This window comes from Streptomyces sp. NPDC014870 (assembly GCF_043081505.1).
In the GTDB taxonomy this organism is placed as follows: Bacteria; Actinomycetota; Actinomycetes; order Streptomycetales; family Streptomycetaceae; genus Streptomyces.
In genome coordinates, this window is the sequence record NZ_JBIBWQ010000002.1 from 102,798 (window position 1) to 122,790 (window position 19,993).

Here is a 19,993-nt window from a genome sequence, read left to right on the forward strand (position 1 = left end):
GTCCTGTCGGTCCGCAGGCCCGCGGATCTATTGTGAGCGGCGCGGACCACGCACAGCTTCGAAGGCACACCCGCCGACAGCTCACGACCTTCCCACGAGGAGTTCCATGGACATCGCCGGCTCCGCCGCGCTCGTCACCGGCGCCGCTTCCGGTCTCGGCGCCGCCACCGCCGCCGCGCTCGCCGCCCGCGGCGCCACCGTCTACGGCCTGGACCTGGACAAGGCCGTCGCCGCGGCCGGGCCGCTGCCCGAGGGCGTCACGCTGCTCGCGGCCGACGTCACCGAGGAGGGGCCGGTCCGTGAGGCGCTCGCGCGGATCGAGGGCGACGGCGCGGAGCTGCGGCTCGCCGTCAACTGCGCGGGCATCGCGCCCTCCGCGCGCGTCCTGGGCCGCAAGGGCCCGCACGACCTTGACCTGTTCCGCACGGTCCTGAACGTCAACCTGCTCGGCACGTTCAACGTCATGCGGCTCGCCGCCGAGGTCATCGCCAAGCAGGAGGCGGACGAGCACGGTCAGCGCGGGCTCGTGGTCAACACCGCCTCGATCGCCGCCTTCGAGGGCCAGGTCGGCCAGATCGCCTACGCCGCCTCCAAGGCGGGCGTCGCCGGGATGACCGTCACCGCCGCCCGTGATCTCGCCCAGTTCGGCATCCGGGTCGTCACCATCGCGCCCGGCATCGTCGACACCCCGATGATGGCCGGATTCAGCGAGGAGATCCGCGCGGGGCTCGCCGCGAGCGTCACCTTCCCGCAGCGGCTCGCCCGCCCCGACGAGTACGCGCGGCTCGTCACGATGGTCGCCGAGCACGACTACCTCAACGGGGAGACCATCCGGATGGACGGCGCCCTGCGGATGGCCGCCCGCTGACCCTCCCGTAGCGCGCATAGCACTTGGTGCCGGGCAGAGCTGGCACCAAGTGCCGTGCCGTCGGCTTCCGGATGTTAGGTTCGGGCCATGGGAACAGCCTCGACGAACTCCACGAAGCCCGCGATGCGGGACTCCCTCATCGCCGCGGCCTTCCAGCTCTTCCTGGAGCGCGGGTACGAGCAGACCACCGTCGACGACATCGTCACGCTCGCCGGGGTCGGCCGGCGGTCCTTCTTCCGGTACTTCCCGTCGAAGGAGGACGTGGTCTTCCCCGACCACGAGCAGAGCCTCGCCGACATGACCGAGTTCCTCGCCGCGAGCGCCGACACCGACGACCCGCTGGTCAGGATCTGCGACGCCACCCGCCTCGTCATGCGGATGTACGCCGAGAACCCGACCTTCTCCGTCCAGCGCTACCGCCTCACCCGCGAGGTGACCGGGCTGCGGACCTACGAGCTCTCGGTCGTCTGGCGGTACGAGAAGACGCTCGGCGACTATCTGCGGACCCGATGGGCCGACCGGCGCGACGGCACCCTGCGGGCCAACGTGGTGGCCGCCTCCGTGGTCGCCGCCCACAACCACGCCCTGCGCCACTGGCTGCGCACCGGCGGCGAGGGCGATCCGCTGGCCGAGGTGGACCGGGCCCTCGACCTGGTCCGTGCCACGTGGAGCGGCGAGCCGGTCGACGGCGGCGCCGGGGGTGCGGGCGAGGACGCCGAGGACGTCGTGGTGGTGATCACCAAGCGGTCCACGCCGATGTGGCGGGTGGTGCGCGAGGTGGAGTCGAGCCTCGGCGAGGGCTGAGGCGCGCGGGGCTCGGCCGGGTTCTCCGAGGGATCTCAGTATCTTGAATTGAGGGAACTGAGGTCTTTATTTGATGGCACTCAGTGCCATATCTTTGCTCCATGCACGGTCGAGCCGCCGAGTGCAAGGAGAACGCATCGTGTTCCACACCGGGTCCATGGGACTGAGGAACGGGGGCACCGCCGTCCGGACCGAGGAATCGGCCGCCGACGCCGAGCTCTACTACCAGCTCTGTCGCTGGTGCCACACCACGACCTTCCAGCGCCTGCTCTGTCCGACCTGCGGGTCGACCGACCTCGCGCCCGAACGCAGCGAGGGCGAGGGCGTGATCTCCGTACGGCGCGGGGTCACCGCCGCCGACAGCGATCTGTGGCCCGTCCACATGGCCGAGGGCTTCGTCGTCCGCTGCCGGGTCGACGGACCGCCGCACGCGGTACGCCCCGGCGTGCGTGTCCGGCTCTCCTCACGGGAGGCGGTCGCCGGGCACGAGCCGGTCGTCCGGCTCTGCGAGGAGGTCCCCCTGGACGGCTGGATCTGAACCCGGAAAGCGATCGGCCCGGTGGCACTCTGTGCCACCGGGCCGATCGCTTGCGTCGGGGGAGTACCCCGTCGGGGGAGTGCCTCTACCGCGCGCCGATCTCGTCGGTCAGCTGCGGCAGGACCTCGAAGAGGTCGCCGACCACGCCGTAGTCCACCAGATCGAAGATCGGGGCCTCCGCGTCCTTGTTGACGGCCACGATCGTCTTGGACGTCTGCATTCCCGCCCGGTGCTGGATCGCGCCGGAGATGCCCGCCGCGATGTACAGCTGCGGCGAGACCTGCTTGCCGGTCTGGCCGACCTGGTTGGAGTGCGGGTACCAGCCGGCGTCGACCGCGGCGCGCGAGGCGCCCACGGCGGCGCCCAGCGAGTCGGCGAGCTTCTCGACGACCTGGAAGCCCTCGGCCGCGCCGACACCGCGGCCGCCGGAGACCACGATCGCGGACTCGGTCAGCTCGGGGCGGCCGGTGGAGACGCGCGGGGTGCGCGAGACGACCTTGGCGGCGTTGCCGGTGAAGGCGACGGTGACGTTCTCGACCGTACCGGCGGCCGGAGCGGCCTCCGGGGCGGCGGAGTTGGGCTTGACGGTGATGACCGGCACGCCGTGCGAGACCCGGGACTTCACCGAGTACGAGGCGGCGAAGACGGACTGGGTCGCGACCGGGCCCTCGTCACCTGCCTCCAGCTCCACGGCGTCGGTGATCAGACCCGAGCCGAGGCGCAGGGCGACGCGGGCGGCGATCTCCTTGCCCTCGCCCGAGGAGGTCACGAGGACGGCGGCGACGCCCTTGTCCTTCGCGAGCTGGGTGAGCGCGTCGACCTTCGGGACGACGAGCTGCTCGGCGAACTCGGCGCCGTCCGCGACGTACACGGTCGCGGCGCCGTACTCGCCGGCGGTGGCGGCGATCGACGCGGCGGCCTCGCCGGCGCCGAGCACGACGGCCGTCGGCTCGCCGATCCGGCGGGCCAGCGTGAGCAGTTCGAGTGCCGGCTTGCGGACCGCACCGTCGGCGTGGTCCACGAGAACCAGGATCTCAGCCATGATTCCTTGCTCCTGAACGATAGTGACGGTGGATCAGATGAACTTCTGGGTGGCGAGGAACGCGGCGAGCTGCTTGCCGCCGTCGCCCTCGTCGGTGACGATCGTGCCCGCGGTACGCGCCGGGCGCGCGGCGGCCGACTCGACGAGGGTCCATGACCCGGCGAGGCCGACCTCGTCGGCGTCGATGCCGAGGTCGTCCAGGTCCAGCTCCTCGACCGGCTTCTTCTTGGCGGCCATGATCCCCTTGAAGGAGGGGTAGCGCGCCTCGCCGGACTGGTCGGTGACCGAGACGACGGCGGGCAGCGGGGCCTCCAGGAGCTCGGTGGCGGCGTCGCCGTCGCGGCGGCCCTTCACCGTGCCGTCCTCCACCGACACCTCGGAGAGCAGGGTGACCTGCGGGAGGCTCAGCCGCTCGGCGAGCAGCGCCGGCAGCACGCCCATCGTGCCGTCCGTCGACGCCATGCCGCAGATGACCAGGTCGAAGCCGGTCTTCTCCAGGGCCTTGGCGAGGATGGCGGAGGTGCCGATGACGTCGGTGCCGTGGATGTCGTCGTCGTTGACGTGGACGGCCTTGTCGGCGCCCATCGAAAGCGCCTTGCGGAGCGCGTCCTTGGCGTCGTCGGGGCCGACGGTGACGACGGTGACCTCGGCGTCGTCGGACTCCTCGGAGATCCGCAGCGCCTGCTCGACGGCGTACTCGTCCAGCTCCGAGAGCAGCCCGTCGACCTCGTCGCGGTCGACGGTCAGGTCGTCGGCGAAACCGCGGTCACCGGTCGCGTCGGGAACGTACTTCACACAGACAGCGATCCTCAGGGTCACGGCCTGGCTCCTTTCAAGTGGCGGGTGCTTACGGGAGGTTGCGGGCCATGACGATGCGCTGGACCTGGTTGGTGCCCTCGTAGATCTGGGTGATCTTGGCGTCGCGCATCATGCGCTCGACGGGGTAGTCACGGGTGTAGCCGTAGCCGCCGAGGAGCTGGACGGCGTCGGTGGTGACCTCCATCGCCACGTCGGAGGCGAAGCACTTCGCGGCGGCGCCGAAGAAGGTCAGGTCGCCCTCCACGCGCTCGCTCTTGGCGGCGGCGGCGTAGGTGAGCTGGCGCGCGGCCTCGAGCTTCATCGCCATGTCGGCGAGCATGAACTGCACGCCCTGGAAGTCGGCGATCGGCTTGCCGAACTGCTTGCGCTCCTGGACGTAGCCCTTGGCGTAGTCGAGCGCGCCCTGCGCGATGCCCAGCGCCTGCGCGGCGATGGTGATACGGGTGTGGTCCAGGGTCTTCATCGCGGTGGCGAACCCGGTGCCCTCCGCGCCGATCATCCGCGAGGCGGGGATGCGGACGTTGTCGAGGTAGACCTCGCGGGTCGGGGAGCCCTTGATGCCGAGCTTCTTCTCCGGCGCGCCGAAGGAGACGCCCTCGTCGCCCTTCTCCACCACGAACGCGGAGATGCCCTTGGAGCGCTTCTCCGGGTCGGTGACGGCCATCACCGTGTAGAACTCCGACTCGCCGGCGTTGGTGATCCAGCGCTTCACGCCGTTGAGGACCCAGGAGTCGCCGTCACGGACGGCGCGGGTCTTCATCCCGGCCGCGTCCGAACCGGCGTCCGGCTCGGACAGGCAGTAGGAGAACATCGCCTCGCCCTTGGCCAGCGGGCCGAGGTAGGTCTTCTTCAGCTCCTCGGAGCCCGAGAGGATCACCGGCAGTGAGCCCAGCTTGTTGACCGCGGGGATCAGCGAGGACGAGCCGCACGCCCGGGCGACCTCCTCGATGACGATCACGGTCGCCAGCGCGTCCGCGCCCGCACCGCCGTACGTCTCCGGCACGTGCACCGCGTGCAGGTCCGCCGCGACCAGCGCCTCCAGCGCCTCGCGCGGGAAGCGGGCCTCCTCGTCGACCGCCGCCGCGAACGGCGTGATCTTCGCCTCCGCCAGCGCGCGGACCGTCTCCCGGAGCATCTCGTGCTCCTCGGACAGGCGATACAGGTCGAAGTCCTTGCCCATGATGGTGAGCTCCCCTAAGGCTTGTGGCACTGAGTACCCTCAGCAAAACACACTCAGTGCCATGGGCGCCAGTGGCCAGGGGAGCGGCGCGTCCGCGAGCGGCGGGGGTCAGGTGCGGTCGATGTGCACGCTGGTCGACTTCACCCGGGCGGTGGCCTGCATGCCGACTTCGAGGCCCAGTTCCTCCACGGCCTCGCGGGTGAGCAGGGAGACCAGCCGGTGCGGGCCGGCCTGGATGGTGACCTGGGCCGCGATGTCACCGAGCGCGATCGCCGTGACGATGCCCGGGAAGGCGTTGCGGGCCGAGGTGTAGGACGCGTCCTCCTCGCCGCCGCCCTGGGCCAGCTCCACGGAGAAGGCGGCCAGGTCGCGGCCGTCGATCAGCCGGTGGCCGTTGTCGTCGCGATGGGTCACGACGCGGCCGGCGTCGGCCCAGCGTCGTGCGGTGTCGGGGCTCACGCCCAGGAGACGGGCTGCCTGCCCGATCGTGTAGGACTGCATGGGCGACACCGTAGATCGGTTCAGGGCTCCCTGTCGGCCTTCAGGCCTCCCCGCCGGCCGGCGGCCGGCAGGTGCCGACCCAGATCCGCCTCACGGCGCTCACGTACCGCGCGCCGCAGCGGTCGGACGGGACCACGAGCTGGGCGCCCGCCTCGTCGAGGTCCGCGTCGTCCATCCGCGTGGCGAGGAGCATCGGCGCGTCGCCGAAGTCCGCGTCGATCTCCGCCCACGAAAGGACGGTGTGGTGACCGTCGCCGCCGCTCACCGCGAGCAGGAAGCGCGACCGGTCCTTGCGCCGCGCCGGGTCGAAGCCGGGTCGGGTACCGCTCACCACCTCGCGCAGCAGGGGCCCTTCGAAGGTGTGGTGCCGCGCCCCGCCGGTCGCGCAGTCGAAGACGACCTCGGCCCGGTGCTGCTCCCAGCCCCGGCGCAGGTCCGCGACGGTCAGCGTGACCGGGCGGGCCACCTCTCCGTAGAGGTCGAAGGACCCAGTGCTCATCGGCTTCCCCTCAGGACGTCGGGCCGGGCGCCAGTGCGGCGACTGCGCCCACTGGTACCCGGCCCTCCGGCCCGCGAATCGCGTCTGCCATGCAAATACGGCCTACTCCTATGTGATTGTGAGGTTGATACGAGACGGAGCTACGCATCTTCCGGTCTCAAGCACCAAGCTCCCGGTGGTGGATCGCCCGCCACACACGGTCCCGGGTCACCGGCAGTTCGGTGAAGCGGATGCCGGTGGCGTCGCGCAGCGCGTTGGCGAACGCCGGGGCGACCGGATTGAACGGACTCTCGCTCATCGACTTGGCGCCCAGCGGGCCGATCGCGTCCGTCGTCTCCGTGAAGTGGACCTCGGTGCGCGGGACGTCCGCGTACTGCGGCAGCCGGTACCGGCGGAACGCCGCCGTGGTGACCTCGCCCCGCTCGTCCACCCGCACGGTCTCGAAGAGGGTGGCCCCCAGCGCCTGCGCGACACCGCCCTCGACCTGGCCCCTGCACTGCATCGGGTTCATCACCTTGCCCGCGTCGGCGGAGTGGACGCTGCGCAGGATGCGCATCTCTCCCGTGTGCGGGTCGACGGCGATCCGGAACCACTGGGCGTTGAAGGCGACCGACCGGGGAGACCCGCCCCAGTGGCCGTCCGCCGCGATCTCGTCCGTGGCACCGCTCGCGTGCGCCGCCTCGTACAGCTCCTTCAGCGTCACCGTCCGGCCCGCGCAGTCGAAGGCCTCGGCCCCGAGCACACACAGATGCCGGGCCACCCCCGTGTGCCGGGCGGCGAACGTCCGCAGCCGCTCGGCCAGCGAGCTCGCGGCCAGCAGGACGGCCTTTCCGGCGACGACCGTGCCGGCCGAGCCGAAGGCCCCCGTGTCGTGCCGGACGACATCGGTGTCGGACTGGCGGACCGTGAGGCGGTCCTCGGTGGTGTTCAGGGCCCCCGCGGTGATCTGCTTGTGGACGGTCGTCGTGCCGTTGCCGAACTCGGCCGTGCCGACGGCGATGTCGTACGTGCCGTCCGAGAGAAGGGACACCCGCGCGTCGGCGTAGTGGCCTCCCGGCGGCCCGGTCGCGATCATCGCCATCGCCGTGCCCTGCCCGACGAGCCACCCCTCGGGAGCCTCGCTCGCGCTGGTGTCCTCGGCGAGGGCGGTGCGGACGACCTCCAGACACTGGTCGAGGCCGTACGAGGCGATGTGCAGGTCCTCCTCCTCGCCGATCGGGCTGTGCATGGCCTCCCCGGGGCCGATGATGTTCTTCTCCCGGAAGGCGAGCGGGTCCATGCCGAGCAGCCGGGCCAGCTCGTCCATCACCGACTCGACCGCGAAGGTGACCTGGCCGAGCCCGTACCCCCGGAAGGCGCCCGCAGGAACGACGTTCGTGTACACGGAGAACGCGTCGACCTTCTTGTGCGGGGCGCGGTAGACCGCGAACGACTCGCCCACGCTGTGGAACATGACGGCCGGGCCGTGGTTCCCGTACGCGCCCGTGTTGGCCACGACCCGCATCTGGACGGCGGTCAGCGTGCCGTCGGCGCGCGCCCCGACCTTGATCCGGATGGTGAAGGGGTGGCGCGTGGTCGCGCCGTAGAACTGCTCGGCCCGGGTGTACTCCAGCTTCACCGGCCTGCGCAGCTTCAGCGCGGCCAGGGCGACGACGTCCTCCGTCAGCATCTCCTGCTTGCCGCCGAAACCACCGCCCACCCGGCCCGCGACGACCCGGACGTCGTCCTCGTTCAGGCCGTACAGCGCGCACAGGGCGCGACGCGTCAGGAACGGGGTCTGCGTGGAGGAACGGACCGTGAGCCGCTCGCCCGTGCCGTCCTCCTTCGGCTCGAAGTACGCGACACAGCCGTGGGTCTCCAGGCTGGCGTGCTGCACCCGCTGGGTGCGGAAGGTCTCCTCGTACACGACGTCCGCCTCCGCGAACCCCGTCTCCACGTCGCCGATCTGACCGTGCACCTCGCCCGCCACGTTCTCGGCCGCGCGCGCGATCCTCGCCTCGGGCCCCTTGTCGCCGTGCAACGCGGGCGCGCCGGGCGCCATCGCCTCCTCGGGGTCGGTGACGTAGGGGAGTTCCTCGTACTCCACCTCGATCCGCCGGCAGCCCTCCTCGGCCGCCTGCTCGCTGTCGGCAACGACGGCCGCGACACGCTGCCCGACGAACCGGACCGTGGAGTCGAGGACGCGGGTGTCGTCCGGGTCCTCGGTGGGGTGCTCGTGCCGGGCGCTGGAGTACAGGACGTCCGGGGCGTCCTCGTGGGTGAGGACGGCGTGCACACCGGGGACGCGCAGCGCGGCGGAGGTGTCGAGGGAGACGATCCGGGCGTGCGGGTGCGGGGAGCGCAGCAGCTTCATGTGCAGCAGGCCGGGGACCTCGACGTCGAAGGTGTAGCGGGCGGTGCCGGTGACGACCAGCGGCCCGGCCGGCGCGCCGAGGTTCTTGCCCACCGCCTTGCCCGCGCACGGGCGTTCGGTGTGCTGCACACCGCGTACGGCGTCCTCGATGGCCCGGTAGCCGGTGCAGCGGCAGATGTTGCCCTTGAAGGCGCGGGGCAGGTCGGTGAGCTGCTCCTCGTCCAGTGCGGCGGTGGTCATCAGGAACCCGGCGGTGCAGAAGCCGCACTGGAAGCCCTGCGCGTCGAGGAACTGCCGCTGCACCGGGTGGAGTTCACCCTCCGGGGAGGCGAGGCCCTCGACCGTCGTGACGGACCGTCCCTCGGCCCGCACGGCCGGGTAGAGGCAGCTGTGCACCGGCTCCCCGTCGACGTGCACGGTGCACGCCCCGCAGTCGCCGGCGTCGCACCCCTTCTTCACCCCGAACCAGCCGCGCTCCCGGAGATAGGTGCGCAGACACTGGCCGGCCCGCGGCTCCTGGTCGAAGGTGCGCCGGTTGATCTCGATCTCGTACGTCATCGGTTCCCCTCCGGGAGCGGCGGTGCGGTGGTCGCGCGCAGGTCGCGGCGGATCTCCTCGGCGAGACGGAAGCCCATGTGCCGCCGCCACTCGGGCAGTCCGTGGATGTCGTCGAACCAGTCGTCGGCGCCGACGGCGGCCTCGATGGCCCGGCGCAGCTCCGCCCGGTCCGGTGACAGCGGGAACCAGAGGCGGAACGGCCGTACGGTCGCCGCGCTGAGGGTGACCGCGAGCGAGCCGTCCACCGGGTCGAGCGCCCCGATGACCAGGGCGCCGGAGCGGCCGAGGCCGTACAGCGAGGCCTGCCGGAACGCCGTGCGGGAGGCGAGCGCCCGGGCCGGAAGGGTGATCGAGCGCAGCAGTTCGCCCTCGTCGAGGTCCTTGAGCCCCGCGCCGGTGATGAAGTCCACGACCTTCACCCGGCGTACCGTTCCGGCCTGCGACTGGAGCAGGCACTCCCCGTCCAGGGCCGCGGTCAGGGAGATCATCGGCCCGGCCGGCAGCCCGTTGCAGAGGTTCCCGCCGACGGTTGCCATGTTCCAGATCTTGAACGAGGCCAGGAACGCCCGGCAGCACTGCTCGAACAGCGGCGCCGCCTCGGCGCGGAGCGTCGTCCGCGCGAAGCGGGACAGCTGCGCGATCGTGCAGGTGGCCGCGATCTCGAGGGAGCCGTCCGGGTGGAGCACGAGCGGCTCCCAGCCCATCCGGCTCAGATCGACGAGTCGGCGCAGGTGCGGCTGTGGCTCGGAGAACAGGTACGTCCCGCCGCCCAGCCACGCGTCGCCCGGTCGCCAGGGCTCACGCCGTCGGGCGTCGCGCACCTCCGTCACGGTGTTCAGGTCCATGTCTCCCCAGCCCTTCGACCACTGCTTCCACGCCAGTGAAGCCCGAGCGGAAGGCCGAAAACGACTGGTGCGCCACACGGAATGCCTTCCGTGTGGCGCACAGGGTCCTGGAGGATCGACCTAGGTCGTCCGGAGGAGGTTTCCGCTACTTCGTGCCGAGTCCGGCGTCGGCGACCTCGGGCTTGCCCGCACCCTTGAGGATCTTGTTCAGGGGGCGCAGGTCGTAGATCCCGGCGAGGTCGGGCTGCTTGAGGAGCCCGGCCTTGACCGCGTGGTCGGCCTGGGCCTGGAGGGTCGCGGCGAGCGGGTCGTCGGTGAACTGGATGGACGGCCAGGCGGCGTCGATCACCTTGGCGCCGAGCGGCTTGCCGGTGAGTTCCTTCAGCTTGGCGTTGGCGGATTCCTTGGCCTTGTCCGGGTTGGCGTTGATCCACTCGTTGGTCTTGGTCGATCCCCGCAGGACGGCCTCGACGACGTCGGGGTGCTCGGCGAGGAACTTCTGGGACACGATGATGTTCGTGATCACGAACTTCTTGTCGGGCCACAGCGACGCCTCGTCGAGCAGCACCTTCCCGCCCTCGCTGACCAGCTTCGACGCCGTCGGCTCGGGGACCCAGGCGCCGTCGATGGAGCCGGACCTGTAGGCGTCGGGGGTGACCTTGTTGTCCGTCCGCAGGACGGAGACGTCGCCCTTGCCGGACTGGGCGTCGACCTTCCAGCCCTTCTCGGAGATCCAGTTGAGGAAGGCGACGTCCTGGGTGTTGCCGAGCTGCGGGGTGGCGATCCGCTTGCCCTTGAGGTCGTCGAGGGTCTTGATCTTGGCCGGGTTGACGACCAGCTTCACGCCGCCGGAGGCGGAGCCGGCGATGATCCGGAGGTTCTTGCCCTTGGACTTGGTGTAGCCGTTGATGGCGGGGGAGGGGCCGATGAAGCCGATGTCGATGGAGTCGGCGTTGAGGGCCTCGATCTCGGAGGGGCCGGCGTTGAAGGTGGACACCTTCAGCTGGGTGCCGCCCAGCTCCTTCTGGAGGATGCCTTCCTGGTCGCCCACGAGCGCCGTGGCGTGGGTCAGGTTCGGGAAGTAGCCGAGCCGGACCGTGTCCGCGGAGAGCTTCGCGCCCTCGGCGGCCACCTTCTTCTCGTCGGTCTTGGTCTCGGAGCCGTAGCCGCACGAGGCGAGCAGAAGGGGGAGCGTCGCGATGACGGCGACGTTACGCAGGGTGGTGAGCGGTCTGGCGGCAGACACGGAGGTGTCCTCTCGGGAGCTGGGTGATCAGGAAGGTGCGTACGGAGGTGTACGGAGGTGTACGGACACGGGTGTGGCGGTGCGCACGCGCGGGAACGCGCGACGGGCGTCCCAAAGGGTGGACGGATCCGCGCAGAGTGCGGACGGGCCTCAGGCGGTCCGACAGATGGCGCTGGAGTGGCGGCCGAGGTCGATGTGACGGCGGGAGGTCAACAGGGGTGCGACACGGACCGCACGGTCGGACATTCGCGTGCACACGTCGGCCACCCCCGCAGATCCCTAGTTCTCCTACCTGGTTGATAGGGATCGTGGCAGAAGGTGGCGCGCGCCCCAAGGGGGTGTTCACATGACGGACGGCCTGGTCTCGCTTGATGAGACCAGGCCGTCCGTCAGGTATGTGTCACGCCTACCTCAGGGGTTCGTCCAGGCGTCCGGAGTGCTCGCCAACTCGGTTACTTCCAGGGGTAGTTCCGCTGCCGCCACATCGGCGAGCGACACGCCTTCGAGGATCTCGCGCACATTGGACCGCAGGGCGACCCAGAGCGGTAGCAGTGACTCGGCGGCCCCGGTGTACGAGAGGTCCGGTGGGCGGACGCCGCGTACCGACACCAGCGGCCCGTCCACAACACGTATGACGTCCGCGATGCTGATGGAACCCGCGGGTCTCGCCAGCCGGTATCCCCCGTTGCCGCCCCGCCGGCTGACGACGAGGCCGCCACGGCGCATGTCGTTCAGGATGCCTTCGAGGAACTTGTGGGGGATGTCCTGGGCCTCGGCGATGGCCTCCGTCTTCAGAGGTTCGTCGTCCCGTTCCGCTGCGAGCTGCAGTGCGGCACGTACCGCGTAGTCCGCCCTGGCCGATATCCGCATGCCCGTCAGTATCGCGTACCGCCCCGGACGCCCCGCAGGGCGGTGAGCCGGACCCGGAGCCGCTGCAGCGGGGTCGGTGGCAGGGCGCGGGCGGACCCCCGCGCGTAGTGGCGCTCGACGTAGAACTGCGCCGTGCTGAGCACGGTCGTGACCGCGACGTACCAGACCGTGGCGACCATCAGCAGGGGGATGACCTGGTACGTCTGGTTGTAGACCAGCTGTACCGAGTACAGCAGGTCGTGCACGGCGAGCACGCTGACGATGCTCGTGCCCTTCAACGTGCCGATCAGCATGTTCCCGGCCGTCGGCACGATCGAGCGCATCGCCTGCGGGACGACGATCCGGAACAGGGTGCGCCGTCTGCCGATGCCGAGCGCCTGCGCGGCCTCGGTCTGGCCGGCGTCCACCGACAGGATCCCGCCCCGCACCACTTCGGCGGCGTACGCCGCCTCGTGCAGGGTCAGTCCGATGACGGCGGTGAGCGTGGGGCCGAGCAGGTTCACCGTCTTGACGGTGAGGAACTCCGGGCCGAAGGGGATGCCCAGGCCGAGCGTCGGGTACAGGGCGCCGATGTTGAACCAGAACAACAGCTGGACCAGCAGCGGGGTGGATCTGAAGATCCACACGAAGCCCCAGCTCAAGGTGGACAGGACCAGGTTGGACGAGAGGCGCATCACGGCCAGCGGGGTGCCGAGGAGGAAGCCGAGCACCATCACGACGGCGGTAAGCCAGAGGGTCAGCAGCAGGCCGTCGAGCACGGCGGCCGTGGTGAAGTACTGGCCGACCACGTCCCACTGGAACGCACGGTTGCGGACGACGGAGTTGACCACCAGCGCGAAGACCAGCAGCGCGACGACCGCGGTCACCAGGCGGCCGACGCGCCTGCGGGGGACGATGCGCGGCAGATCGGGGTCGGGGGAGCGGGAGGCGGTGCCGAGGCCGGTGTCGGGGCTGTCGGGGCCGGTGGCCTTCAGGCTGGTCGAGGGTGCGGAGGGCGGGACCATCGGGGCTCCTGGAGAGGGAGGCGCGGGTGGGCGGACCCTCGGACGCGACGTCATCACACGCACCGCGTCCCTCAACGCGGCGGGGCGGCGGCCGCGCGAGGCGGAGCCGCTCCTGGCTCGATCGTAGGCGGCCACTTCTCGTTTGTGTCAACCACGCAAACGTTTCGCCCAACTCCGGTCGCAAGGCCGGGCCATGGTTGACGAGAGTCGAGATGTGCTGCTGAATGGGTCGCATGGATGCCGATCAGCGCCTGGTCACTCGCGACCACATCGACTTCGGTCGTGTGTGGTCGGCCTCGTGTTGCGCCTGACGCGGCAGCGGGCCGTCCGACCGGCCCATTCCCTCCCTCGGTAACCCCGTCGCGGGCCCTTCTCCCACGCCGTCGCACGACCGCCGTACGGCCCCGTACGGCAGGTCCCGCGTGACGGCGACGTGACGCGCGCCGCCGCCGCTGCCACCACCACCGAACCACCACCTCGGCCGAGGCCCAGCCGGCCCCGGGCGTCATCACCCCTGCTCACCCTCCCGCTTCCCACCCTGAAGCGCCGTCGCACCCGGCCGCCCCCAGGGCCGCTCCGGCGTGCCCGGGCGGCCCCGGGGCGGCGGCACCGCGCTCCCAGGACCCGAGGAAAGGCCATCTCCCATGCCAGTGGAGTTCCTTGGCATCGCCGCCACCCATGACGGCTCCGAGACCACCGCCCGCTCCGGCGCCGCGTTCGACAAGGAGTACACGCTCCGGCTCGCCCGGGCGCACGAGGACCACGGCTGGGACCGGGTCCTGTTCGCGTACGGCTCGGGCTCGCCGGATCCCGCGCCGGCCGCCGCGTACGTCGCGAGCCGACTCGACCGGCTGCAGATCCTGCTCGCGCACCGGCCCAACGTCTCGTACCCGACCTTCGCCGCGAAGACCTTCGCCACCCTCGACCAGATCAGCGAGGGCAGACTGACCGTCCACTTCATCACCGGCGGCAACGACCACGAGCAGGGGCGGGAGGGCGACACCCTCGGCAAGGACGAGCGCTACGCCCGCACCCGCGAGTACATCCGGATCGTCAAGAAGATCTGGACCACGCACGAGCCCTTCGACCACGAGGGCGAGCACTACCGCTTCCACGACTTCGTCAGCGATGTCTTCCCCGTCCAACAGCCCAGGCCCGGCGTCTCGTTCGGCGGATCCTCGCCCGCCGCGTACGCGGTCGGCGGCGCCGAGGCCGACATCTACTGCCTCTGGGGCGAACCCCTCGCGGAGACCGCCGCGCAGATCGAGGCGGTCAAGGCCGCCGCGAAGGCCGCGGGTCGCGCCGAGGCGCCGCGCATCCAGGTGGCGTTCCGTCCGATCATCGCCCCGACCGAGGAGCTGGCCTGGGAGAAGGCGCACCGCACGGTCGGCGCCATCCGCGCCAGGCGCGAGCAGGGCGTCGTCCGGCACCACCGGGGCGACGCGCCGCAGAACACCGGCTCGCAGCGGCTGATCGCCATCGCCGAGGCGGGGGAGCGGTACGACCGCGCGCTGTGGACCCCGACGGCGGCCGCGACCGGCGGCGCGGGCAACTCCAACGCCCTGGTCGGCACCCCCGAGACGGTCGCCCAGGCGCTGCTCGACTACTACGACCTCGGCGTCGACATCCTCTCCGCCCGCGGCTACGACCTGCTGGGCGACGCGGTCGACTTCGGCCGCTTCGTGATCCCGATCGTCCGCGAGGAGGTCGCCAAGCGCGACGCCGAGCGCGCCGCGGCGCGGGGCGCGCAGGGCACGCGGGGCGAGAGGCCGGCGGAGGATCCGACGCTCGCGGCGGTGTGGGCATGACGTACGTCGAAGAGACGGTCCAACCGTCCTCCTCGAACGCGGAAGTGACGATTGTTCAGGTCCCCGTCTCCGATCCGCGCGTGGAACCGCTCATCCGCGAGCTGGGCGAGGAGTACAGCGCCCGCTACGGCAAGGACGCCCACACCGAACTCTCCCGCTATCCCGACGAGGAGTTCACCGCGCCGCACGGCGGCGCGCTGATCCTCCTCCTGGAGCGCGGCGAACCGGTCGCGGGCGGCGCCTTCCGCCGGTACGACCCGGAGACGGCCGAACTGAAGCGGATCTGGACGCACTCCGCCCACCGGCGGCGAGGCCTGGCCCGCCGCGTCGTCGCCGAACTGGAGCGCGTGGCGCGCGAGCGCGGCTACCGCCGGATCTACCTGACCACCGGCCCGCGCCAGCCGGAGGCGCGCGGCCTCTACCTGGTCACCGGCTACACACCGCTGTTCGACACCGAGGCCGCCCCGGAGACCCTCGGCCTCCTGCCCTTCGAGAAGCGCCTCCCCGAGTCCGTCCCCGAAGACCTGCCTTCGGACCTCCCCGAGTACCTCGCTTCGGACCTGTCCGAGCACCTCCCCCCGGACCTCCCCGGAAAGGCCGTCGACCAGTGAACCTCCCGCCGATACGCGCGCTCTCCACCCGGCTGCGCGTCGCCGTCCCCCTCGCGCTGCTCCCGGTCCTCGCGCTGACCGCCTGCGGGTCCGGCTCCACCGCCGCCACTCCGGCCGGCGCACAGGCGTCCGCCCCGCCGGCCGACGACCCGGTCGCCGCCGTACGGAAGGTCGACAAGGTCGCGGCCCTGCTCCCCGGCGACGTCCGGGCGGCGGGCACGCTCCGGGTCGGCAGCTCGGTCGGCTTCCCGCCCGGGGCGTACTACCCGAACGGCCCCGACAAGCCGCCCGCCGGCCAGGACATCGATCTCGCCGACGCGGTGGCCAAGGTCCTCGGGCTGAAGCTGGAGCGCCAGGACGCCTCCTTCGAGACGATCCTGCCCGCCCTCGGCAGCGGCAAGTACGACGTGGGCACCGGCAACTTCGGCGTCACGACCGAACGCCTCAAGACCATCGACTTCGTCACGTACATCAACGACGGCCAGGGCTTCGCCGTGAAGAAGGGCAACACGGCGCTCGGCACCGGCGTCACCGACCTCACCCAGCTCTGCGGGCTGACCATCGGCACCGGCGCGGGCACCACCTTCGAGGCCACCCTCACCGCGCGCAAGGGAGTCTGCGCGGAGGCGGGCAAGAAGCCCTACGACGTGAAGGTCTACTCGGAGAACGGGGCCACGCTCACCGCGCTCCAGCAGGGCCGGATCGACGTCGTCATGTCGACCATCAACGGGCTGCGCCACCAGGCCGCGCAACCCGCCTCGCAGACCACGTTCCTGGGTGAGTTCCACCGCCTCGACGTCGGCTTCGCCTTCAAGAAGGGCTCCACGCTCACCCCGGCCTTCCAGGCCGCGGTCAACGAGCTGATCAAGGACGGGACGTACGCCCGGATCCTGAAGAAGTGGGGCACGTCCGAGTCCGCGATCGAGACGTCGCGGATCAACCCGGCCGAACACAAGAAGAGTTGAGCAGGTCGTCACCATGGGACTCACCACCGACCCCGCCCCCGCCACGACCGCGCCGCCGTCCGGGTCCGGCCCCCACGCCCCGCCCGGCAGCGCGGGAAGAACCGGCCGGCTGTCCGACCCGTCCGCCCTCAAGGTCGTCCCCGTCCGCCACTACGCCCGCTGGGCGGCCGCCGTCGCCGTGGCGATCCTGGTCGCCCAGTTCATCCACGGACTCGCCACGAACCCGGTCTGGGAATGGCACGTCTTCCGCGACTACATCCTGTCCGAGACGATCGTCCAGGCCGTCTGGGTCACCCTCCAGCTCACCGCGTACGCCACGGTCCTCGGCTTCCTCCTCGGCACCGTCCTCGCCTTCATGCGACTGTCGCGCAGCCCGGTGCTGCAGACCGTGGCCTGGACGTACATCTGGATCTTCCGGTCCATCCCGATGATCGTCCAGCTGGTGTTCTGGTTCAATCTCAGCGCCCTGTACGAGCGGTTGGGCGTCGGCATCCCCTTCGGCCCGGTCTTCTGGTCCGTCGACAGCAACAGCCTGATCGGCACCATCGGCGCCGCGATCATCGGTCTGACGCTGCATCAGGCCGCGTACGCCGCCGAGATCGTCCGTGGCGGTGTGCTCGCCGTCGACCACGGGCAGCTGGAGGCCGCCGCCGCGCTCGGGATCCCCCGGCTGAGGCAGATCCGCCGGATCGTGCTGCCGCAGGCCATGCGGGCCATCCTGCCCACCGCGGGCAACGAGATCGTCGGGCTCCTGAAGGGCACCTCGGTGGTCTACGTGATGGCGATCGGCGAACTCTTCTACCAGGTGCAGGTGATCTACGGCCGCAACGGCCGGGTGATCCCGCTGCTGCTCGTCGCCACCGCCTGGTACGTCGTCCTCACCACCGTCCTCTCCGTCGCCCAGTACTACGTGGAGCGCCACTTCGCCCGGGGCAGCAACCGCACCCCGCCGCCCACCCCGCTCCAGCGGGCCCGGCGCTTCCTCCGCGACCTGCGGACGGCGGCGGCCCGGCGCGACCTGCCTGTCCCGCCCCTCGAACACCCGCAAGAACCAGAGCCCTTGGGAGGCACCCGATGAGCGAGGTGATGGTGGACGTCCACGGCGTCCACAAGAGCTTCGGCCCGCTGGAGGTGCTGCGCGGAGTCGACCTCCAGGTGCGGGCCGGCGAGGTCACCGTGATCCTCGGGCCGTCCGGATCCGGCAAGTCCACCCTGCTGCGGACCGTGAACCACCTGGAGAAGGTCAACCGCGGCTGGATCGCCATCGACGGCGAACTCATCGGCTACCGCCGCTCCGGCGACAAGCTCTACGAGCTCCGTGAGAAGGACGTCCTGCGGCAGCGCACCCACATCGGGTTCGTCTTCCAGAACTTCAACCTCTTCCCGCACCTGACGGTGCTCGGGAACCTCGTCGAGGCGCCCGTCTCGGCGCTGCGCCGCCCCCGCAAGGAGGCGGAGGAGACCGCCCGGCGGCTCCTGGAACGGGTCGGCCTCGCCGACAAGGCCGACGCCTATCCGCGCCAGCTCTCCGGCGGCCAGCAGCAGCGGGTGGCGATCGCCCGCGCCCTCGCCCTCGAACCGAAGGTGCTCCTCTTCGACGAGCCCACCTCGGCGCTCGACCCCGAGCTGGTCGGTGAAGTCCTCGACGTCATCAAGGACTTGGCGAGCACCGGCACCACGATGATCGTCGTCACCCACGAGATCGGCTTCGCCCGCGAGGTCGCCGACACCGTGGTCTTCATGGACGGCGGGGTCGTGGTGGAGCAGGGCCCGCCCTCTGCCGTTCTCGACGCCCCGCGCCACGAGCGCACCCGCGCCTTCCTGTCCAAGGTCCTCTGAACCACCCCTCGACACCACCACCCGACCCGTAAGGAGCACCACTGTGTCCACCACCTCGCTCACCCGCCGCACCTCCCTCTCCGCCGCGCTCGGCCTTGTCCTCACCCTCGCCCTCACCGCCTGCGGCAACCCGTCCGACGGCGGCACGACGGAGGTCGAGGGAGCCTCCGGCACCACGACGAAGATCAACCTCGGCCCGGACCAGAACCGCGTCAGCACCGCCAAGGTCGACTCCATAGCCGCCAAGGTCCCGGAGAAGATCCGCAAGAGAGGCACCCTGGAGATCGTCGACTCCTCCGGCTCGGCGGCGCCCCTGACCTTCTACGCGACCGACAACAAGACCGTCATCGGAGTCGAGACCGACCTCGCGTACCTCGTCGCCGACGTCCTCGGGCTCAAGCCGAAGATCAACACGGTGTCGTGGGAGAACATCTTCGTCGGCCTCGACAGCGCCAAGTACGACGTCGGCTTCTCCAACATCACCGTCACCGAGGAGCGCAAGGACAAGTACGACTTCGCGACCTACCGCAAGGACGACCTCGCCTTCGAGGCGAAGAAGGGCAGCGGACTGAAGGTCGTGGGACCGGCGGACGTGGCCGGCAGGAAAGTCGCGGTGAGCAGCGGCACCAACCAGGAGAAGCTGCTCGTCGAGTGGAGCAAGGAGAACGAGAAGGCCGGTCGCGAGAAGGTCGACATCGCCTACTACCAGAACGCCTCCGACACCTACCTCGCCCTCCAGTCCGGCCGGATCGACCTCTTCCTCGGCCCCAACCCGACCGCCGCCTACCACGCGGCAAGCACCGGCAGGACGGAGGTCGTGGGCACCTACTCCGGTGCCGGTGCCTCCCTCCAGGGCCTCATCGCGGCCACCACGAAGAAGGACAGCGGACTCGTCGAGCCGCTCGCGGACGCCCTCAACCAGGTCATCGCGAACGGCACCTACGCCGAGGTGCTGAAGCGCTGGGGGCTCACCGCCGAGGCCGTGACGCGCTCCGAGATCAACCCTCCCGGCCTGCCCAGGACCAACAAGTAGCCGTCCCCACCTCACGTCTCTCCGAAGGGTCCGCCATGGCCACCGTCCTGTCCGTCTCCGGAAGCCCCTCCGCCACCTCGCGCACCGCCCGGCTCCTGCGCCACCTGGACGCGCGCCTGACCGCCCAGGGCCACGAGGTCGTCCCGCTGGACGTCCGTACCCTGCCCGCCGAGGCGTTGCTCGGAGCCGACTTCAGCCACCCCGCGATCGTCGAGGCGACCGCGCTCTTCGACCGCGCCGACGGCGTCGTCATCGGCACGCCCGTCTACAAGGCGGCCTACTCCGGCCTCCTCAAGTCCCTGCTCGACCTGCTGCCGCAGTACGCGCTCACCGGCAAGACGGTGCTTCCGCTGGCGACCGGTGGGACGACCGCGCACGTCCTGGCCATCGACTACGCGCTCCGCCCGGTGCTCAGCTCCATGGGCGCCGCGCACATCGTCCAGGGCTGGTTCACGCTCGACAAGGACATCGCGGTCGGCGGCGACGGCACCCTGACCGTCGCCCCGGGCCCGGCGCGGTCGCTCGGGCAGGTCGTCGACCGCTTCTCCGAGGCGCTCGGAGGCCGTACGGCCGTCCTTGCGGCGGCCGGTTGACGGCGGGCCCGCAGGCC

Annotated in this window: 21 protein-coding genes; 10 read left to right on the forward strand and 11 right to left on the reverse strand. The window is 70.9% G+C overall.

Going from position 1 to position 19,993, the window contains the following annotated elements; genetic code table 11:
* The first annotated feature begins 106 nt into the window (after positions 1 to 106).
* The 3 genes from ACF09C_RS05040 to ACF09C_RS05050 all read left to right on the forward strand — a co-directional run bounded on the left by ACF09C_RS05040 (position 107) and on the right by ACF09C_RS05050 (position 2,210).
* Positions 107 to 868, forward strand: coding sequence for an SDR family NAD(P)-dependent oxidoreductase (locus tag ACF09C_RS05040; protein WP_392088861.1), 762 nt, complete (start codon positions 107 to 109; stop codon positions 866 to 868).
* 87 nt (positions 869 to 955) lie between these two features.
* A complete protein-coding gene (locus ACF09C_RS05045) occupies positions 956 to 1,672 on the forward strand; it encodes a TetR/AcrR family transcriptional regulator (RefSeq protein ID WP_392088863.1) in 717 nt (238 codons plus the stop codon).
* A 139-nt stretch (positions 1,673 to 1,811) separates the two neighbouring features.
* Entirely contained in the window at positions 1,812 to 2,210 is a 399-nt protein-coding gene (locus ACF09C_RS05050) for a Zn-ribbon domain-containing OB-fold protein (protein ID WP_392088866.1), read from the forward strand.
* 85 nt (positions 2,211 to 2,295) lie between these two features.
* Here the strand turns inward: ACF09C_RS05050 and ACF09C_RS05055 are convergent, their stop codons facing one another.
* The 11 genes from ACF09C_RS05055 to ACF09C_RS05105 form a co-directional block, all read right to left on the reverse strand.
* Positions 2,296 to 3,252, reverse strand: a complete 957-nt coding sequence (locus ACF09C_RS05055; RefSeq protein ID WP_362412825.1) for an electron transfer flavoprotein subunit alpha/FixB family protein — start codon at positions 3,250 to 3,252, stop codon at positions 2,296 to 2,298.
* Between the two features lie 33 nt (positions 3,253 to 3,285).
* Positions 3,286 to 4,071 carry an electron transfer flavoprotein subunit beta/FixA family protein gene (locus ACF09C_RS05060; protein ID WP_392088868.1) on the reverse strand — a complete coding sequence of 262 codons (786 nt, stop codon included), beginning with the start codon at positions 4,069 to 4,071 and terminating at the stop codon, positions 3,286 to 3,288.
* Between the two features lie 28 nt (positions 4,072 to 4,099).
* Positions 4,100 to 5,251, reverse strand: a complete 1,152-nt coding sequence (locus tag ACF09C_RS05065; RefSeq protein ID WP_392088870.1) for an acyl-CoA dehydrogenase family protein — start codon at positions 5,249 to 5,251, stop codon at positions 4,100 to 4,102.
* Positions 5,252 to 5,359: 108 nt separating this feature from the next.
* Positions 5,360 to 5,752: a molybdopterin-binding protein gene (locus ACF09C_RS05070; protein ID WP_392088873.1), complete on the reverse strand. Its 393-nt coding sequence runs from the start codon at positions 5,750 to 5,752 to the stop codon at positions 5,360 to 5,362.
* Between the two features lie 40 nt (positions 5,753 to 5,792).
* Positions 5,793 to 6,251 (reverse strand): molybdopterin-dependent oxidoreductase, encoded by a 459-nt coding sequence (locus ACF09C_RS05075; RefSeq protein WP_392088875.1) that lies wholly within the window; start codon positions 6,249 to 6,251, stop codon positions 5,793 to 5,795.
* 157 nt (positions 6,252 to 6,408) lie between these two features.
* Positions 6,409 to 9,162, reverse strand: a complete 2,754-nt coding sequence (locus ACF09C_RS05080) for a molybdopterin-dependent oxidoreductase (RefSeq protein WP_392088877.1) — start codon at positions 9,160 to 9,162, stop codon at positions 6,409 to 6,411.
* Positions 9,159 to 10,007, reverse strand: coding sequence for an FAD binding domain-containing protein (locus ACF09C_RS05085; protein WP_392088879.1), 849 nt, complete (start codon positions 10,005 to 10,007; stop codon positions 9,159 to 9,161). The genes ACF09C_RS05080 and ACF09C_RS05085 overlap by 4 nt, the downstream gene beginning before the upstream one ends.
* A gap of 145 nt (positions 10,008 to 10,152) precedes the next feature.
* Positions 10,153 to 11,253 carry an aliphatic sulfonate ABC transporter substrate-binding protein gene (locus tag ACF09C_RS05090; protein ID WP_392088881.1) on the reverse strand — a complete coding sequence of 367 codons (1,101 nt, stop codon included), beginning with the start codon at positions 11,251 to 11,253 and terminating at the stop codon, positions 10,153 to 10,155.
* 150 nt (positions 11,254 to 11,403) lie between these two features.
* Entirely contained in the window at positions 11,404 to 11,499 is a 96-nt protein-coding gene (locus ACF09C_RS05095; protein ID WP_392088883.1) for a putative leader peptide, read from the reverse strand.
* A gap of 165 nt (positions 11,500 to 11,664) precedes the next feature.
* Positions 11,665 to 12,123 (reverse strand): Rrf2 family transcriptional regulator, encoded by a 459-nt coding sequence (locus tag ACF09C_RS05100; RefSeq protein ID WP_362412797.1) that lies wholly within the window; start codon positions 12,121 to 12,123, stop codon positions 11,665 to 11,667.
* A gap of 5 nt (positions 12,124 to 12,128) precedes the next feature.
* Entirely contained in the window at positions 12,129 to 13,127 is a 999-nt protein-coding gene (locus tag ACF09C_RS05105; RefSeq protein ID WP_392088885.1) for an amino acid ABC transporter permease, read from the reverse strand.
* 644 nt (positions 13,128 to 13,771) lie between these two features.
* Here ACF09C_RS05105 and ACF09C_RS05110 point away from each other — a divergent pair.
* The 7 genes from ACF09C_RS05110 to ssuE are packed head-to-tail and all read left to right on the forward strand — an operon-like array spanning position 13,772 to position 19,976.
* Positions 13,772 to 14,935: an LLM class flavin-dependent oxidoreductase gene (locus ACF09C_RS05110; protein ID WP_392088888.1), complete on the forward strand. Its 1,164-nt coding sequence runs from the start codon at positions 13,772 to 13,774 to the stop codon at positions 14,933 to 14,935.
* Complete coding sequence (locus ACF09C_RS05115) at positions 14,932 to 15,546, forward strand: GNAT family N-acetyltransferase (RefSeq protein WP_392088890.1); 615 nt, start codon at positions 14,932 to 14,934, stop codon at positions 15,544 to 15,546. The genes ACF09C_RS05110 and ACF09C_RS05115 overlap by 4 nt, the downstream gene beginning before the upstream one ends.
* Positions 15,543 to 16,511 (forward strand): ABC transporter substrate-binding protein, encoded by a 969-nt coding sequence (locus tag ACF09C_RS05120; protein WP_392088892.1) that lies wholly within the window; start codon positions 15,543 to 15,545, stop codon positions 16,509 to 16,511. Before ACF09C_RS05115 ends, ACF09C_RS05120 begins: the two co-directional genes overlap by 4 nt.
* Before the next feature lie 13 nt (positions 16,512 to 16,524).
* Entirely contained in the window at positions 16,525 to 17,589 is a 1,065-nt protein-coding gene (locus tag ACF09C_RS05125; protein WP_392088894.1) for an amino acid ABC transporter permease, read from the forward strand.
* The gene (locus tag ACF09C_RS05130) at positions 17,586 to 18,350 is read left to right on the forward strand and encodes an amino acid ABC transporter ATP-binding protein (protein WP_392088896.1); all 765 of its coding nucleotides are present in this window, start codon (positions 17,586 to 17,588) and stop codon (positions 18,348 to 18,350) included. Before ACF09C_RS05125 ends, ACF09C_RS05130 begins: the two co-directional genes overlap by 4 nt.
* A 43-nt stretch (positions 18,351 to 18,393) precedes the next feature.
* Entirely contained in the window at positions 18,394 to 19,383 is a 990-nt protein-coding gene (locus tag ACF09C_RS05135; protein ID WP_392088898.1) for an ABC transporter substrate-binding protein, read from the forward strand.
* A gap of 35 nt (positions 19,384 to 19,418) precedes the next feature.
* Positions 19,419 to 19,976, forward strand: a complete 558-nt coding sequence (gene ssuE / locus ACF09C_RS05140) for an NADPH-dependent FMN reductase (protein ID WP_392088900.1) — start codon at positions 19,419 to 19,421, stop codon at positions 19,974 to 19,976.
* Positions 19,977 to 19,993 lie beyond the last annotated feature (17 nt).